Source organism: Cellulomonas sp. McL0617, from assembly GCF_049994875.1.
GTDB lineage: Bacteria > Actinomycetota > Actinomycetes > Actinomycetales > Cellulomonadaceae > Cellulomonas.
Genome location: NZ_CP188256.1, coordinates 3,520,075 through 3,534,134 on the forward strand (window position 1 = coordinate 3,520,075; position 14,060 = coordinate 3,534,134).

At 72.0% G+C, this 14,060-nt stretch carries 16 protein-coding genes; 5 read left to right on the forward strand and 11 right to left on the reverse strand.

Going from position 1 to position 14,060, the window contains the following annotated elements:
* Positions 1-43: 43 nt before the first annotated feature.
* The gene (locus ACPPVS_RS15970) at positions 44-736 is read left to right on the forward strand and encodes a GntR family transcriptional regulator (RefSeq protein ID WP_426593217.1); all 693 of its coding nucleotides are present in this window, start codon (positions 44-46) and stop codon (positions 734-736) included.
* 3 nt (positions 737-739) lie between these two features.
* On the opposite strand, the gene ppk2 is transcribed toward ACPPVS_RS15970, so the two are convergent.
* Positions 740-1,669, reverse strand: coding sequence for a polyphosphate kinase 2 (gene ppk2 / locus ACPPVS_RS15975; RefSeq protein ID WP_426593218.1), 930 nt, complete (start codon positions 1,667-1,669; stop codon positions 740-742).
* Between the two features lie 202 nt (positions 1,670-1,871).
* On the opposite strand from ppk2, the gene ACPPVS_RS15980 reads away from it, so the two are divergent.
* The 3 genes from ACPPVS_RS15980 to ACPPVS_RS15990 all read left to right on the forward strand — a co-directional run bounded on the left by ACPPVS_RS15980 (position 1,872) and on the right by ACPPVS_RS15990 (position 4,398).
* A complete protein-coding gene (locus ACPPVS_RS15980; RefSeq protein ID WP_426593219.1) occupies positions 1,872-2,072 on the forward strand; it encodes a DUF7455 domain-containing protein in 201 nt (66 codons plus the stop codon).
* Between the two features lie 86 nt (positions 2,073-2,158).
* Positions 2,159-3,373 (forward strand): cation:proton antiporter, encoded by a 1,215-nt coding sequence (locus ACPPVS_RS15985; RefSeq protein WP_426593220.1) that lies wholly within the window; start codon positions 2,159-2,161, stop codon positions 3,371-3,373.
* Positions 3,374-3,480: 107 nt separating this feature from the next.
* Entirely contained in the window at positions 3,481-4,398 is a 918-nt protein-coding gene (locus ACPPVS_RS15990; protein WP_426593221.1) for a hypothetical protein, read from the forward strand.
* Here the strand turns inward: ACPPVS_RS15990 and ACPPVS_RS15995 are convergent.
* Genes ACPPVS_RS15995 through ACPPVS_RS16025 form a run of 7 tightly spaced genes read right to left on the reverse strand, consistent with a single transcriptional unit; the run spans position 4,356 to position 10,663 of the window.
* A complete protein-coding gene (locus tag ACPPVS_RS15995; RefSeq protein ID WP_426593222.1) occupies positions 4,356-5,531 on the reverse strand; it encodes a hypothetical protein in 1,176 nt (391 codons plus the stop codon). The two genes, ACPPVS_RS15990 and ACPPVS_RS15995, sit on opposite strands and share 43 nt — an antisense overlap.
* A 42-nt stretch (positions 5,532-5,573) precedes the next feature.
* Positions 5,574-6,437 (reverse strand): prenyltransferase, encoded by an 864-nt coding sequence (locus ACPPVS_RS16000; RefSeq protein ID WP_426593223.1) that lies wholly within the window; start codon positions 6,435-6,437, stop codon positions 5,574-5,576.
* Positions 6,434-6,727, reverse strand: coding sequence for a lycopene cyclase domain-containing protein (locus ACPPVS_RS16005; protein WP_426593224.1), 294 nt, complete (start codon positions 6,725-6,727; stop codon positions 6,434-6,436). The genes ACPPVS_RS16000 and ACPPVS_RS16005 overlap by 4 nt, the downstream gene beginning before the upstream one ends.
* Entirely contained in the window at positions 6,724-7,032 is a 309-nt protein-coding gene (locus ACPPVS_RS16010) for a lycopene cyclase domain-containing protein (RefSeq protein ID WP_426593225.1), read from the reverse strand. The genes ACPPVS_RS16005 and ACPPVS_RS16010 overlap by 4 nt, the downstream gene beginning before the upstream one ends.
* Positions 7,029-8,618 carry a phytoene desaturase family protein gene (gene crtI / locus ACPPVS_RS16015; protein ID WP_426593226.1) on the reverse strand — a complete coding sequence of 530 codons (1,590 nt, stop codon included), beginning with the start codon at positions 8,616-8,618 and terminating at the stop codon, positions 7,029-7,031. The genes ACPPVS_RS16010 and crtI overlap by 4 nt, the downstream gene beginning before the upstream one ends.
* Positions 8,615-9,493, reverse strand: a complete 879-nt coding sequence (locus ACPPVS_RS16020) for a phytoene/squalene synthase family protein (protein ID WP_426593227.1) — start codon at positions 9,491-9,493, stop codon at positions 8,615-8,617. The genes crtI and ACPPVS_RS16020 overlap by 4 nt, the downstream gene beginning before the upstream one ends.
* Positions 9,494-9,508: 15 nt before the next feature.
* Entirely contained in the window at positions 9,509-10,663 is a 1,155-nt protein-coding gene (locus ACPPVS_RS16025) for a polyprenyl synthetase family protein (protein WP_426593228.1), read from the reverse strand.
* Positions 10,664-10,830: 167 nt separating this feature from the next.
* Here ACPPVS_RS16025 and galE point away from each other — a divergent pair, with 167 nt between their 5' ends.
* Entirely contained in the window at positions 10,831-11,790 is a 960-nt protein-coding gene (gene galE, locus ACPPVS_RS16030) for a UDP-glucose 4-epimerase GalE (protein WP_426593229.1), read from the forward strand.
* 7 nt (positions 11,791-11,797) lie between these two features.
* Here the strand turns inward: galE and ACPPVS_RS16035 are convergent, their stop codons facing one another.
* The 3 genes from ACPPVS_RS16035 to ACPPVS_RS16045 are packed head-to-tail and all read right to left on the reverse strand — an operon-like array spanning position 11,798 to position 14,011.
* A complete protein-coding gene (locus ACPPVS_RS16035) occupies positions 11,798-12,718 on the reverse strand; it encodes an LLM class flavin-dependent oxidoreductase (RefSeq protein ID WP_426593230.1) in 921 nt (306 codons plus the stop codon).
* A 22-nt stretch (positions 12,719-12,740) separates the two neighbouring features.
* Entirely contained in the window at positions 12,741-13,652 is a 912-nt protein-coding gene (locus ACPPVS_RS16040; RefSeq protein WP_426593231.1) for a cation diffusion facilitator family transporter, read from the reverse strand.
* 5 nt (positions 13,653-13,657) lie between these two features.
* Positions 13,658-14,011: a metallopeptidase family protein gene (locus tag ACPPVS_RS16045; RefSeq protein ID WP_426593232.1), complete on the reverse strand. Its 354-nt coding sequence runs from the start codon at positions 14,009-14,011 to the stop codon at positions 13,658-13,660.
* Positions 14,012-14,060: the final 49 nt, after the last annotated feature.

A 14,060-nucleotide genomic window follows, 5' to 3' on the forward strand; every position in this document is an offset into this window, starting at 1 on the left:
CTGACAACCCTTAGGCTGTCGACGACGCGACGAGAGGATGGCGATGGCGCGCGGGATCGTGGTGACCAGCCTGGTCGACGCCGTCGTCGACGACCTGCGCACGCTCGTCGTGACCGGCGCGCTCGCGCCCGGCACCCCGCTCACCGAGCTGGACGTGGCCACCCGCTACGACGTGGCCCGGGCCAGCGCACGCGCCGCGATCGAACGGCTCACGGCCGAGAAGGTGCTGGTCCGGAACAACCACAAGACGGCACGCGTGGTGGAGCTCGGTCCCGACGACGTCCGCGACATCTACCGCACGCGCACCTACCTGGAGTCCGAGGTGCTGCGCCGGCTTGCCGACGAACGCCGCGTGCCCGCCACGGCGCGGGAGGCCAACGCCGAGATCGCCACGCTCTGGGCCGGCGGTTCCTACGCGGTCGTGGAGCCCGACATGCGGTTCCACACCAGCCTCATCGACGCCCTGGGCAGCACCCGGACCAGCGCGATGTACCACTCGCTCGCGTTCGAGGTGAAGCTCTGCATGGCTCAGCTGCAGGGCCGCCAACGGCTCAGCCCCGAGATCATCGTGGCCGAGCACGCGCGGCTGCTGGAGCTCATCGAGGCCGGGGACGCCCCCGGGGCCGCCCGCATGCTCGACGAGCACCTCGCTCGCGCACGCGAGCTGCTCGCGGCGTCGCTCGGCGGCGAGGCCGGTCCCGAGGCGTTCGTGCGGTCGTCGGCGCTGCCCGCCTGAGGCTCAGTCGCCCACCGTGTGCCGGCCGCGCTGGACGATCAGCGGGTCGACCTCGCCGATGACGTCCTCGTCCTTGCCCTCGTAGTCGAACTGGCAGAGGAAGTGGCGCATCGCGTTGAGCCGAGCGCGCTTCTTGTCGTTGCTGCGGACCGAGATCCACGGCGACGGGTCGGTGTCGGTGCCCGCGAACATCGCCTCCTTCGCGGCGGAGTACTGCTCCCAGCGGTCGAGCGACTCGAGGTCCATCGGCGAGAGCTTCCAGCGGCGGACCGGGTCGATCTGCCGGATCGCGAAGCGCGTGCGCTGCTCGCGGCGGGTGACCGAGAACCAGAACTTGGTCAGGTGGGTGCCGTCGTCGACGATCAGCCGCTCGAACTCCGGGGCCTGCCGCATGAACGACGCGTACTCGTCGTCGGAGCAGAACCCCATCACCCGCTCGACGCCGGCGCGGTTGTACCAGGACCGGTCGAACAGCACGATCTCCCCGGCCGTCGGGAAGTGCTCGACGTACCTCTGGAAGTACCACTGGCCCTGTTCGGTGGTGGTGGGCTTGGTCAGCGCCACGACGCGGGCGGCGCGCGGGTTCAGGTGCTCCATGAACCGCTTGATCGTGCCGCCCTTGCCGGCCGCGTCCCGGCCCTCGAACACGATGATGTGGCGCTCGCCCGTCTCCTCAGCCCAGTACTGCAGCTTGAGCAGCTCGATCTGGAGGCGGTACTTGGCCTCCTCGTAGACGTCGCGATCCATCAGCTCTTCGTACGGGTAGTCCTCGCGCCAGGTCTCGACGGCCTTGCCACCCGGGTCGATCAGCACCGGGTCGGCGCCCTCGCCGCCGGACACGCTGTAGCCCTCGGCCACCAGCCGGTCGATGTACTCGCGCAGGTTGTCCTCGGCATCCGGTCGGTAGCCGTCGAGATCGAGCGTCGAGTCCATCGCAGCCTCCTGAGGGCGGGTCGTTTTCGACTGTACCGACGTTGTTCCGCGCCGGACACGCGTCCGGCGCGAACCTCGCGTGAACGACCGCGGCCGCACGGAGAACGGTCGTCGGCCCCACCGGCTACGCGCAGAGCGAACCACCCCGTCCCGCGGGCATCGAACCGGCATCCCGTGCGTTGACGCGGACATGAACGAGACGATGACGCAACCACTGACCGTTGCCGACCGCTGCGACCGCTGCGGCGCACGGGCCTACGTACGGGTCTTCCTGCCGGCTGGAGAGCTCCTGTTCTGCGGCCACCACGCCCGGGAGCACGCGTCGAAGTTCACTGAGCTGGCCGTCCACGTCCAGGACGAGACCGCCCGCCTGCACACGGAGTTCGCGGGCGCGAGCGTCTGACCTGAGCCGCGCGGCTCAGGAAGCGATCAGCGCCCACGCGACGGGGCCCTCGGGCGTCGTCGCGTAGGCGCGGACATGATGTCCCCATGGAGCTCGCGTTCACGGGCGGCATCGCCGCGATCGTCCTGTTCGGCGTCGTCGGCCAGCTTCTGGGCAAGGCCACGCGCATCCCGTCGATCATCCTGCTGCTGCTCCTCGGGCTGCTGGTCGGCCCGGTCCTCGGTTGGGTTGACCCGGACGCGCTCCTCGGGGACGACCTCTTCCCGCTCGTCTCGATGGCGGTCGCACTCCTGCTGTTCGAGGAGTCGCTGAAGCTCGACTTCTCCCGGTTGCAGGGCGGCGCCCGACGCCCTGTTCTCGGCCTGGTCACCGTCGGCGCGCTGATCACCGGCGTCGGTGCCTCGTTGCTGACGTACTGGGTGTTCGACCTGCCACCCGTCCGGGCAGCGGTGATCGGAGCGATCCTCATCGTGTCCGGACCCACCGTCGTCGGGCCCCTGCTCGCGGTGATCAAGCCGAAGCAGCCGCTCGAGTCGGTGCTCGCGTTCGAGGGCATCTTCATCGACCCGATCGGCGCGACCGTCGCGCTCGGCATCACCAACATCGCCCTGCACGAGCACCCGCAGGGGCTCCTCAAGACAGGCCTGACGGGGATCGCGGTCGGCGTCGTCACCGCGGCGGTGTACGTCGCGCTCATCCGGTTCGCGCGCGTGCCCCGCTCGATGGAGGTGGTCCTCGGCGTCGCTCTGGCGCTGACCGCGTTCGCCTGCGCGGAGGCGATGTACGAGGAGTCAGGCCTCTGGGCGGCGACCGCCCTGGGCGTCACGCTGGCGAACCAGAAGTTCATCGGGCTCGACGCGCTGCACGAGTTCGGCAGCCACGTCGGCGTGCTGGTGATCGGCTCGCTGTTCATCGTGCTGGCCGCCCGCGTGGACCTGCACGAGCTGATCACGTACGCCCCGGCCACGCTCGGGCTCGTCGCGCTGCTCGTCCTCGTCCTGCGCCCGGTCGCCGCCTGGACCGCCACGACGAGAACCGTGCTGTCCCGACGAGAGCGCGTGATGGTCGGCTGGATGGCGCCCCGCGGCATCGTCGCCGCGTCCACCGCCAGCCTGTTCGCGCTGCAGTTCGAGGAGGCCGGCAAGCCGTTCCCGCAGCTGGTGCCCGTCGTGTTCGGCGTGGTGCTGGCCACCGCGGTCGTCTACGGGTTCACCGGCCCGCTCGTGGCCGGCCGGCTCGGCGTCCGGTCCGACGTCACCACCCCGGTCGACGCCGACGGCATCCCCGTCCCGGACGCGTGAGCTCGAGAACGACTGGTTCGTCCGTCGGGACCGGGTTGAGCGGACCACCCGACGGCAGTCGTGGCGAAACCTCCGCGCAGCCGACAGACGACCCCTAGGTTGGGCGCATGGCGGACCTGCGCGGGCGCGACCGATGGGTCTGGTGGCTCGCCCAGGCCGCCTCGGTCGTCGCCGTGGCCGTCTGGGCGCTGGCTCGTGCTCTCGACCTCGGGGCGAACGGGGACGGGCCGTTCCTGCTCGTCGTGGCGACCGTCGTGGTCGTCGCCTCGGTCGGCGTCGCATGGCGGCCACGGCGAGCCGCGCGGTTCGCCTGGCTCTACGCCGTGCCCGCGACCCTCGCCTCCTGGGCGTGGCTGTCCGGCACGAACGCCGGCCCTGCTTACTTCCTGACGGTCCAGGTCGGAACGGCGTCGGCCCTCCCTGCCCTGCCTGCCTTCGACCCGAGCCCGCTCGACAACGTCCCCGGGTCCGCCGGCACCGCGGTCATCGCGCTCCTGGTCGGGCTGCTGTGGACGCTCGCGACGTTCGGACTGGTGGCGCTCGTGCGCGATGCCCGGCCGGGCACCGGCAGCATGCACGTCCTGGCGGTCGTCGCGTCGGTCCTCTCGGTGTCGCTCTACGCCGGACCCGCACTTCGGCACCTCCACACAGGGCTCGTCGAGCTCTACGCCCCGGCGCCGGCCGGTACCGCGCTCGCCGCCCCGGCCGTCGCGACGCTCCTGATCGCGACCGGTGGCGCCGTCGTCGCGTCCCGCAACCGCGTCCCGGCTCGCGCGGGCGCCTACCTGCTGCCCGCCGTGGCGCTGACGTGGCTGGTCTCGACGGCGGGGGTCGACACGAGCTACGGGTTCTCGTCGTCGCAGAACGCGGGCCCGACGTGGGTCGATGCGCTGCCGTGGACCGCGGCCCGCATCTGCACCGTGGCGCTCCTCCTCATCGCCTGGGTCCTCGCCGTCCGCGGCCTGCGTGCGCTCCTGGTGCGCTATCGGCCGCCCACCGCGGTCGAGGAGCGCACATCGTCGTGAGGTGACGGACCCGCCGGCACGATCGCCTCACGACGGGCCGCGTACCGGTCGTACAGCGTGACGATCAGCGCCACGATGTACGCGAAGAGCAGCACGTCCCCCACGGAGATGTCGGCCGAGCCACGGCTGGCGAACGCCGCGAAGACGAGCATGGCCACGAGGCTGATGACGGTGTTGATGACCACCTGGACGCCGAGGTTCGCGGCCGTGGTCCGGCCGGCCCGGGTCCGCCACACCGACACCCCGGCGTGCACGAGCACGACCGCGCCGACGACGACGAACGCGACCCACGACCGGACGTCGAGCAGCGGCCACGACTCGAGCACGATGAGCGAGACCAGGCCGGCGAGCGCGATCTTCTCGAGCACGTGCGCCGTGCCGCGGGGGGCCACCGCGATCGGGCCGGTGGGCAGCCAGCCGACGCGGCGGCTGATGACGTCGGCGTCGACGGTGAACGGCCAGGCGGCCGGGGGCAGGCGGCGCGAGAGGCGCCAGCCGACGACAACGATCGCGACGAGCAGCACGACCAGGCCGATCACCACCCCGGGGCGGGCGTCCCAGGCCGCGGACCAGGGGTCGGTGGTCTCGATGCCGAGGACCTTCGTCTTGAACTCGTCCGTGAAGTCCAGCTGGGCGACGTGGATCCACCACTCCTGCGGCAGCTTGATGAAGATCCAGATGAGCGCGGCGGTCCAGACGAAGGCCTTCTTGGAGAGCGTGCCGGCGTCCCAGCGGGTGCGGACCACCTCGATGGCGATGACGAAGTACTCGAAGGTGTTGGGGAACACCATGAGCATCCAGCGGTACCCGGTGAGCTCGAACGCGAGAACGCCGACCAGCCGGTAGTACCAGAGCGCCGCGGCCACCCCGACCGCGAACGGGTTGCGCCAGTTCCGCATCACCGCCAGGTACGCGATGGTCAGGTAGTAGATGTCCAGCGCCTTGTCATAGGACTGGTAGTTGTCCAGGGGCAGGTCGGTGTACGTCGCGAAGATCGTCTGGTCGAGACCGTCGATGACGAGCGCGGCCAGGATGGCGGGCAGCGGGAACTTCGGGATGAACAACGGCACGATCAGTCGCAGGCCGACGATCACCAGGAAGATCGACCAGTCGTGCGCGGAAGCGTTCGCCATGCGCGCACTCTGCCAGACGCGCAGGTCAACGCGTGAAGGCGCTCACGTTCGTGCGATCACGATGAGCAGCATGGTCACCAGGAAGCCGGTGACCAGGTTCAGCCACAGGAACCGACGCCAGCCCGCGTTGGCGCGTTCGCAGTCGTCGTCGCGGACGGACCAGTACTGCGCGGTGCTGATGGCGTAGGGGATCGGCAGGACGGCCGCGATCGGCCAGGGACCCAGCAGCAGGACGGCTGCGGCCACGACGTAGAGGACGGTCGCGGCGACGACGGTGGCGTGCGCACCCAGTGCCGTCGCGACCGACGCGATCCCGCCCTCGCGGTCCGCGCGCACGTCCTGCACCGCCCCGAACGCGTGCGACGCCATCCCCCAGAGCACGAACGCCACGAGCACCGGCCACGTCGTCCTCGTCGTCAAGGAGGCCCCGACCAGCACCAACGCGTAGAGCAGGGGGCCGACGAAGTGCATGGCCGAGGTGAACGAGTCGAGCACCGGGCGCTCCTTGAAGCGCAGCACGGGGGCCGAGTAGGCGATCACCAGGAAGAGGACGCCGACGAGCACCGCGTCCGCCCCGGAAGAGCCGTTCAGCAGCAGGTAGACCACGAACGGCGCGTTCAGCACGACGCACGACCACAGGATCCGCCGGTGCACCGACCGTGCCCGGTCGATGGGGACGAGCCCGCCCTCGATGCCGCCCTTGCGCGGGTTGCGCAGGTCGGAGGCGTAGTCGAAGACGTCGTTGATCCCGTACATCAGCAGGTTGTACGGGACCAGGAAGAACAGGGTGCCGACGACGAACAGCGCATCCACCCGCCCGCCCGTGGCGAGCAGGTAGCCGGCCGCGAACGGGTAGGCGGTGTTGATCCAGGAGAACGGGCGCGACGCCGCGAGGACCTCCCTCACTCGTCCCTCCCCCGCCCGAGCACCGTCCAGAGCACCGGCATACCGACGGCGGCCGCGATCGCGTACGCGAAGTCCTCGATCGGCGCACCCCAGACGTAGACGCCGAGGATCTTGTCGGCGTCGAACACGTAGAGCCCGGCCGCGATCATCGCCGTGTCGAAGACGACGGTCAGCAGGCAGAGCACGAGGACCGTGCCGGTCACCGGGCCACCGCGCAGCCGGCGGAGCACGGGCCACGAGACCGCCCCGAGGACCACGAGCACGATGAGGTTCATGACGGCGTTGGTCATCGTCGCCACCGCTCCAGCCCGCGCCAGACCAGCAGGGCCGTGTAGCAGAGCAGGGCGAGGAAGAAAGCCTCCTCCACGGGCAGCTCCGGAGCGATCAGGATGCCGGCCATGTTCGGGGAGTCGCCGCGCGCGAAGATGTGCAGCCCCAGCCCGGCGAGGTCCCAGAGCAGGAACCCGACCACGCCGATCCCGACGGTGAGCCCGGCCCGGCGGGCGTCGGCCCAGAAGGCCAGCCGGAACCGTCGGTCGAGGATCGCGAGGCCGCCCAGCGAGACGAGCAGGGCGCCGAGATAGAGAAAGCTCATCGGCTGACGGCGCTCCACACGCCGCGCGGTCGCGCCGAGGCCAGGAAGCCGGGGCGCAGGGGCGCGGGCAACGGGCGCGCGGACGTCTCACCGAGCATCCGCTTCACCACGAGCTCGGCGCTGATCAGGCACATCGGCAGGCCCACACCGGGGATCGTCCCACCGCCGGCGTGCAGCAGGTTCGGGACGCGCTCGGATGCGTCGCCGGGGCGGAACATCGCGCTCTGTCGCAGCGTGTGCTCCATGCCCAGGGCACTCCCGCGCCAGGCGTGGAAGTCGCGTGCGAAGTCCGCCGGCCCCCGCAGCTCGCGCACCACGACGCGTTCGCGCAGGTTCGGGATGCCCGCCCACGTCCCGATCTGGTCGAGGTAGCGGTCGGCGTGTGCGTCGAGGTCGCCCACCGACGGATCGGCGGGGAACGGGACGAGGACGAACAGGTTCTCGTGGCCGTCGGGGGCGGCGCTCGGATCGGTGGCCGTCGTCCGCGAGACGTACAGCGAGGCCACCTCGGGGATCCTCGTGCGGGTCGACGCCCGGTCCGTGCCGAGGATGTCTTCGAAGTTCGTCCGCCAGTCGCGCGTGAAGAACAGCGAGTGGTGAGCCAGCTCGGGCAGCTCGCCGCGCACGCCCGCCATGATGACCAGCGCCGAGATGCCGGGGCCGCGGGTCTCCCACTCGCGCGCGGGCAGGTCGCTGAACCGCGCGTCGAGCAGCTCGGTCTCCGTGTGGTGCCGGTCCGCGGCCGAGACGACGACGTCGGCGGCCACCAGCTCACCCGTGGCCAGCCGCACGCCCCGGGCCACCCCGCGCCGCCCGTCGGGATCGACCTCGATCGAGGCCACGGCGGCGCCGGTGCGGATCCGGACCCCTTCGCGCACTGCGAGGCGCTCGAGGGCCTCGATGATCGTGTACATCCCGCCGCGCGGGAAACGTACGCCGTCGACGAGGTCGAGGTGGCTCATGAGGGAGTAGAGCGCGGGGACGCGGTACGGCGAGCTGCCGAGGAACACCGCGGGGTAGCCCAGGACCTGTCGCAGGACGGGGTTCTCGACGGTGCCCTCGATCCGGTCCGCGAGCGTGTGCGTCAGCAGGTCGACGAGCGTGGGCGACCGCCGCAGGACGTCGACCGTGAGCAGCCGGTCCGGTCGCGCGAAGGTCGTGTACAGGAACGACTCGAGGGCGTCGCGGTAGGCCTGCGTCGACGCCTGCGCGTACGCACGCATCGCCTGGCCGGCTCCCGGCTCGAGCGCGTCGAACGCCTTCCAGTTGATCTCGGCGTCCTGCACGACGTCCAGCGGCGCACCCTGCTCGGGGAAGAGGCGGTAGGCCGGATCGAGCCGTACCAGGTCGACGTAATCCTCGATGCGCTCCCCGAGCAGCGCGAACGCGTGGGCGAAGACCTCTGGCATGAAGTACCAGGACGGCCCGGTGTCGAACCGGAACCCGTCCCGCTCCAGCAGGCCCGCCCGCCCACCGACCCGGTCGTGGGCCTCGAGCAGGGTGACGCCCGCTCCCCCGCGGGCCAGCAGGGCCGCCGTGGCGAGCCCGGCGATCCCGCCGCCGACGACGACGACCCGTCCGGTCACCGGCCCGCCCGCGCCTGCGCGACGACGGCCTCCCCGACGACGAGCAGCTTGGTGGGCGTCGACAGCCGCACGCGGCGGTCGAGGATCTGCGCCGGCGTGCACTGCGCGAGGTCGTCGAGCAGCCGCTGGTACAGGGCGAGCGTCGCGGCCACCGCGTACCGGGCGCGCGGCGGCAGCTCGGGCAGCGCCGACCGGGCCACGGCGACGTCGTCGGCGATCTCCTCGAGGATCTCGGTCAGCTGCTCCGAGGAGACGACACCGGGGCGGGTGCCGGGAAAGTACGTGCGGTCCAGCTCGGCGTTGTCGATGCCCAGGTCGCGCAGGAAGTTGATCTTCTGGAACGCGGCGCCGAGTGCCCGGGCGCCGGCCACCTGCGTGCTCGTCGGCTCGACCACGGGGTCGCCCGGGCGCCGGGGCTCGTTCAGGAAGGCCCGGACGCACATGAGACCCACCACCTCGGCGGAACCGAAGACGTAGGCCTCGTAGCTGGCGCGGTCGTGGCTGTGCACGGTCAGGTCGGCGCGCATGGACGCGTAGAACGGCACCGTCTCGGCCTGCGTGATCCCGACGCGCCGGGCCGTCCGGGCGAACGCATGGACGACGAGGTTGGTCGAGTAGCCGGTGCGCAGCGCTCGGTGCGTCTGCGTCTCCAGCTCGTCCAGCTCGGCGCCGGCGTCGTCGCCGCGGTAGGTGTCGACCACCTCGTCGGCGAGACGCACCAGGGCGTACACGGCCCGGATGTCCTGCTGCGCACGCCGGCCGAGCAGCCGCGTGCCCAGACCGAACGAGGTGGAGTAGACGGCGAGGACGTTCGCGCTGGTGCGCGCGGCGGTGACGTCGTAGAGCCGCAGCGCCCGGTCCCTCGCCTGCCCCACGATCTCCTCCGTCACTCAGCGGCCCCGCCCGACGAGGTCGTCGACCACGCCCACCAGGTAGCCTCCCAGCGGTTCGGGCAGCGCGCCCACCGCCAGCTCGCGCGCGTGCCACGCGGTCCGCCGGGTCAGGTCCCGCACCGAGTCCAGCGCACCGCTGTCGCGCATCACCGTACGCACCCGCTCCGCCCCGGCCCCGTCGAGGTCTGCGCGGCCGACGTACCGGTCGAGCACCGCGCAGCCCGCCTCGTCGGCGAGCGCGTACGTCCGTCGCAGCAGCTCGGTGCGCTTGCCCTCACGAAGGTCGGACAGCACCGACTTGCCCGTCAGCTGCGGGTCCCCGAACACCCCGAGCTCGTCGTCGCGCAGCTGGAACGCCACGCCGAGCGCGGAGCCGACGGCGGCCAGCGACGCCACGGTCTCGTCGTCGGCACCCGCGAGGATCCCGCCCACCACGAGCGGGAGGCTGCCCGAGTAGGCCGCCGTCTTGAGCTCGGCGACCGCGAGCGCGTCCACGTCCCGGGGTCGGTCCAGCGCGGCGGCCATGTCGAGCAGCTCGCCGACGACCGTCGTCTCGATGCCCTCGGCCAACCGTTCGATGATGCGCACCTTGGTGCCGGAACCCGTCGGCGCGCCCGCCACCAGCGAGAACGCCGCGGCGATCGCGAGATCGCCGGCGAGGAGCCCGGCCGCGAGCACCTGGTCCTCGATAGCGCGCCCGTCCAGCCCGCGCCCGTCCAGCCGCGCGCGTGTGGCGCCGGCGACGTTCGGCCGTCCCCGCCGGAGCTCGTCGTGGTCCAGCAGGTCGTCGTGCACGAGCATCGCGGTGTGCAGCACCTCGACGGCCGCGGCGACGGGCGCTACGGCGGCGGGGTCGTCGCCACCGAGGCCCAGGTACGCCGCGACCGCCAGCCTGGGTCGCATGAGCTTGCCGCCGACGACCGCCGCGAGGTCGGTCCACAGCCGCGCCGCCACCTGCGAGCGTCCGCCCGCGAGCCGCACGCGTTCGTCGACGAAGTCCGCCAAGACGCGAGCCGTACGAGTCATCGCGTCCTCGACGCCCTGCGCGAGCAGCGCGTGCCCGTCCGACTGGGCAATGATCGCCTGCTGCACACTGGTCTCGCCGTGCATCTCGTCCCTTCGGCCGTGGGTGGAGCTGGGCGGACCGGACACGACGATCGTGTGCCTGGCAGGACTAGGAATGCTCAGCATACTGAGCATCGGCCCCCACGCCACCGCTACCTGCCCTTCCCCCTGACGATCCCTAGCGGATGCACCCCGGCGTCCCGACCTCTGGTCGGCACCGCGTCCCCGCAGCGACCGTCGGTAGGCTCGGATGCATGACATGGCTGGTCACCGGTGGTGCCGGGTACATCGGGTCGCACGTGGTCCGGGCGTTCGGGCAGGTGGGACTCAGCACCGTGGTGCTCGACGACCTGTCCAGCGGGCACAAGGACTTCGTCCCCGCGGACGTCCCGCTGGTCCAGGGCTCCATCCTGGACACCGACCTGGTCGCAGACACGCTCAGCCAGCACGGCGTGGTCGGCGTGGTGCACCTCGCGGGCTTCAAGTACGCCGGCGTCTCGGTCAGCCGCCCGCTGCACACCTACGAGCAGAACGTCACGGGCACGGTCCACCTGCTCGAGGCGATGGCCTCCCAGGGCGTCGACGCGATCGTGTTCTCCTCGTCGGCGGCCGTCTACGGGACCCCAGACGTCGACCTGGTCACCGAGGCCACCGCGACGAGCCCCGAGTCGCCCTACGGCGAGTCCAAGCTCATCGGCGAGTGGGTCCTGGCCGACCAGGCCCGCGCGACCGGTCTGCGGCACACGTCGCTGCGGTACTTCAACGTGGTCGGGTCGGCCACCGACGACCTGTACGACACCAGCCCGCACAACCTCTTCCCGCTGGTGCTGGACGCCCTCGCCGCGGGTCGCACCCCGCGCATCAACGGCACCGACTACCCGACGCCCGACGGCACCTGCGTCCGCGACTACCTGCACGTCGCCGACCTCGCGACCTCGCACGTCGCGGCGGCGCAGGCCCTGGCCGCGGGCACCCCGCTCGAGCCCGTCTACAACCTGGGCTCCGGCGCCGGCTCGTCCGTCCGGGAGATCATGACGGCCGTCGCGCAGGCCACCGGCATCGCGTTCGAGCCCGAGCTGGCCGCCCGTCGCCCCGGTGACCCGGCGCGCATCGTCGCCAGCGGTGAGCTGGCCGCCCGCGACCTGGACTGGCGGATGCGCCACACCCTGCTCGACATGGTCAGCAGCGCCTGGTCGGCCCGCCAGGCCCACTGACCCGCACTCAGCGCGGAGGGACCGCGAGGCCCTGCAGACGCGGGAGGTTGTCGACGAGCGCCTCCAGGACCGTCGGTGAGCCCGCGTAGACGCCCTCGTCGCGGGGCCAGTGCACGATCACGTCGGTGAACCCCAGCGCGGCCGCGCGCTCGATCCCCTCGACGACGAGGTCCGCGGACTGCATCGAGAAGATCGGCGCACCGTCGAGCGACAGGTAGCGCCGCAGCGTCGGCGACCCGGCGGGCCGGTGAGCGGCGACGGCCTCGTCGACGGCCGACTGCATCGTCGCCAGGGCCGCCCACCACTGCTCCTGCTCGGCGGTGAGGTCGGCACCCTCGGACAGGAACGTCTGGCCGTAGGTGACCCAGCCCTGCCCGTACCGCGCGGCGAGCGCCATGGTCCGCGGCCCGTTGGCGGCCACGACGAACGGCGTGCGCGGACGCGCGAGCGTGCCGGGGATCATCCGTGCACCGTCGGCCCGGTAGAACTCCCCCTGGTGCGCGGTGACCGGCGTGGTCAGCAGCATGTCCAGCAGCGCGACGAACTCCTCGAACCGCCGCGTCCGCTCGCCGCGGCTGATCGGGTCACCCGCCACCCACGAGTCCAGCCCCTCGCCACCCGCACCGATCCCGAGCACGAACCGGCCGCCGCTGATGTCGTCGAGACCCAGCACGTCCTTGGCGAACGGCACCGGCTGCCGAAAGTTCGGCGACGCCACGAGCGTGCCCAGCCCGATCCGGGAGGTGACGGCCGCCGCGGCGGCGAGCAGCGGGACGGTCGCGAACCACGGCTGGTCGACGAGCGTCCGCCAGGCCAGGTGGTCGTACGTCCACGCGTGGTCGAACCCCCACTCCTCGGCCTGCAGCCACTTCGCCCGCCCGACCTCCCACCGATCCTGCGGCAGCACCACGATCCCGACAGCAACCATGCCCCGACCCTAGACGCGCGCGTCACACGTGGGAGTGGTGCTCCTCGCGGGTGGACGACGGGGGTTCCAGCTGGAACGTGCAGTGCGCGACGTCGAAGTGGCCGGCCAGGCAGTGCCGCAGGTCGTCCAGGACGCGGCCGGCCTCGCCGCGGGCCAGCAGGTCATCGGGGACCTCGACGTGCGCCGAGAGCACGGGCACGCCCGACGTGATGGTCCAGGCGTGCAGGTCGTGGACGCCGAGCACCCCCGGCACACCGCAGATGTGCGACCGGATCGCGTCCAGGTCGACGCCACGCGGGGTGGCCTCCAGGAGCACCGCGCCGACCTCGCGCAGCAGCCCGACCGCGCGCGGCACGATCATCACCCCGATCAGCACCGACGCGATCCCGTCGGCCCGCAGGTACCCCGTCGCCAGCACGACGACGGCGGCCGCGACCACCGCCACGGAGCCGAGCAGGTCGCCGAGCACCTCGAGGTACGCCCCGCGGACGGTGAGCGACTCCCCCTGCCCCCGATGCAGCAGGGCCAGCCCCACACCGTTGGCGACGAGCCCGACGCACGCCACGCCGAGCATGAGGCCCGCCTCGACGGGCGCCGGATCGAGCAGCCGTCGGACGCCGCCGACGATCACGAGCACACCCACCACCCCGATGACGAGGCCGTTGACCAGGGCGGCCAGGATCTCGGCGCGCTGCCAGCCGAACGTGCGCGCGGCGGTCGCGGGACGGGCGGCCAGCGCGGTCGCACCGAGCGCCAGACCCACCCCGGCGGCATCGGTGAGCATGTGCCCAGCGTCCGCGACCAGCGCGAACGATCCGGACACCACACCCCCGACCACCTCGACCACCAGGACGACGAGCGTCAGGACGAGCACGGCGACGAGCCGACCCCGGTGCGCCTGCGCCGCGGTCGCGTGGTCGTGGTCGTGGCCCACCGGGGTCAGCCCCAACCGAGGTCGTGCAGCCGGTCGTCGTCGATGCCGAAGTGGTGGGCGATCTCGTGCACGACGGTCACGGCGACCTCCTCGACGACCTCGGACCGGTCCGCACAGAACGCGAGCGTCGGCAGGCGGAAGATCGTGATCCGGTCCGGCAGGGACCCGGACGCCCAGAAGTCGCCCCGCTCGGTCAGCGGTGTCCCCTCGTACAGCCCGAGCAGGTCCTGCTCGTCGGCCGGCGGCGAGTCCTCCACCAGCACGACGACGTTGTCCATCATCGCGGCGAGCTCCTGCGGTATCTCGTCGAGCGCGTCGCGCACCGCGTCCTCGAACTCGGCGCGCGTCATCTCGACCATGCGACCATCTTCGCAGGCTGGGTCCACGCCGGACGGCGGCCCCGGGGCC

Bases quoted from the DNA above. Each gene is read 5' to 3' on its own strand.
- ACPPVS_RS15970 (WP_426593217.1), top strand. From the start codon at position 44: ATGGCGCGCGGGATCGTGGTGACCAGCCTGGTCGACGCCGTCGTCGAC.
- ppk2 (WP_426593218.1), bottom strand. From the start codon at position 1,669: ATGGACTCGACGCTCGATCTCGACGGCTACCGACCGGATGCCGAGGAC.
- ACPPVS_RS15980 (WP_426593219.1), top strand. From the start codon at position 1,872: ATGACGCAACCACTGACCGTTGCCGACCGCTGCGACCGCTGCGGCGCA.
- ACPPVS_RS15985 (WP_426593220.1), top strand. From the start codon at position 2,159: ATGGAGCTCGCGTTCACGGGCGGCATCGCCGCGATCGTCCTGTTCGGC.
- ACPPVS_RS15990 (WP_426593221.1), top strand. From the start codon at position 3,481: ATGGCGGACCTGCGCGGGCGCGACCGATGGGTCTGGTGGCTCGCCCAG.
- ACPPVS_RS15995 (WP_426593222.1), bottom strand. From the start codon at position 5,531: ATGGCGAACGCTTCCGCGCACGACTGGTCGATCTTCCTGGTGATCGTC.
- ACPPVS_RS16005 (WP_426593224.1), bottom strand. From the start codon at position 6,727: ATGACCAACGCCGTCATGAACCTCATCGTGCTCGTGGTCCTCGGGGCG.
- ACPPVS_RS16010 (WP_426593225.1), bottom strand. From the start codon at position 7,032: ATGAGCTTTCTCTATCTCGGCGCCCTGCTCGTCTCGCTGGGCGGCCTC.
- galE (WP_426593229.1), top strand. From the start codon at position 10,831: ATGACATGGCTGGTCACCGGTGGTGCCGGGTACATCGGGTCGCACGTG.
- ACPPVS_RS16035 (WP_426593230.1), bottom strand. From the start codon at position 12,718: ATGGTTGCTGTCGGGATCGTGGTGCTGCCGCAGGATCGGTGGGAGGTC.
- ACPPVS_RS16045 (WP_426593232.1), bottom strand. From the start codon at position 14,011: ATGGTCGAGATGACGCGCGCCGAGTTCGAGGACGCGGTGCGCGACGCG.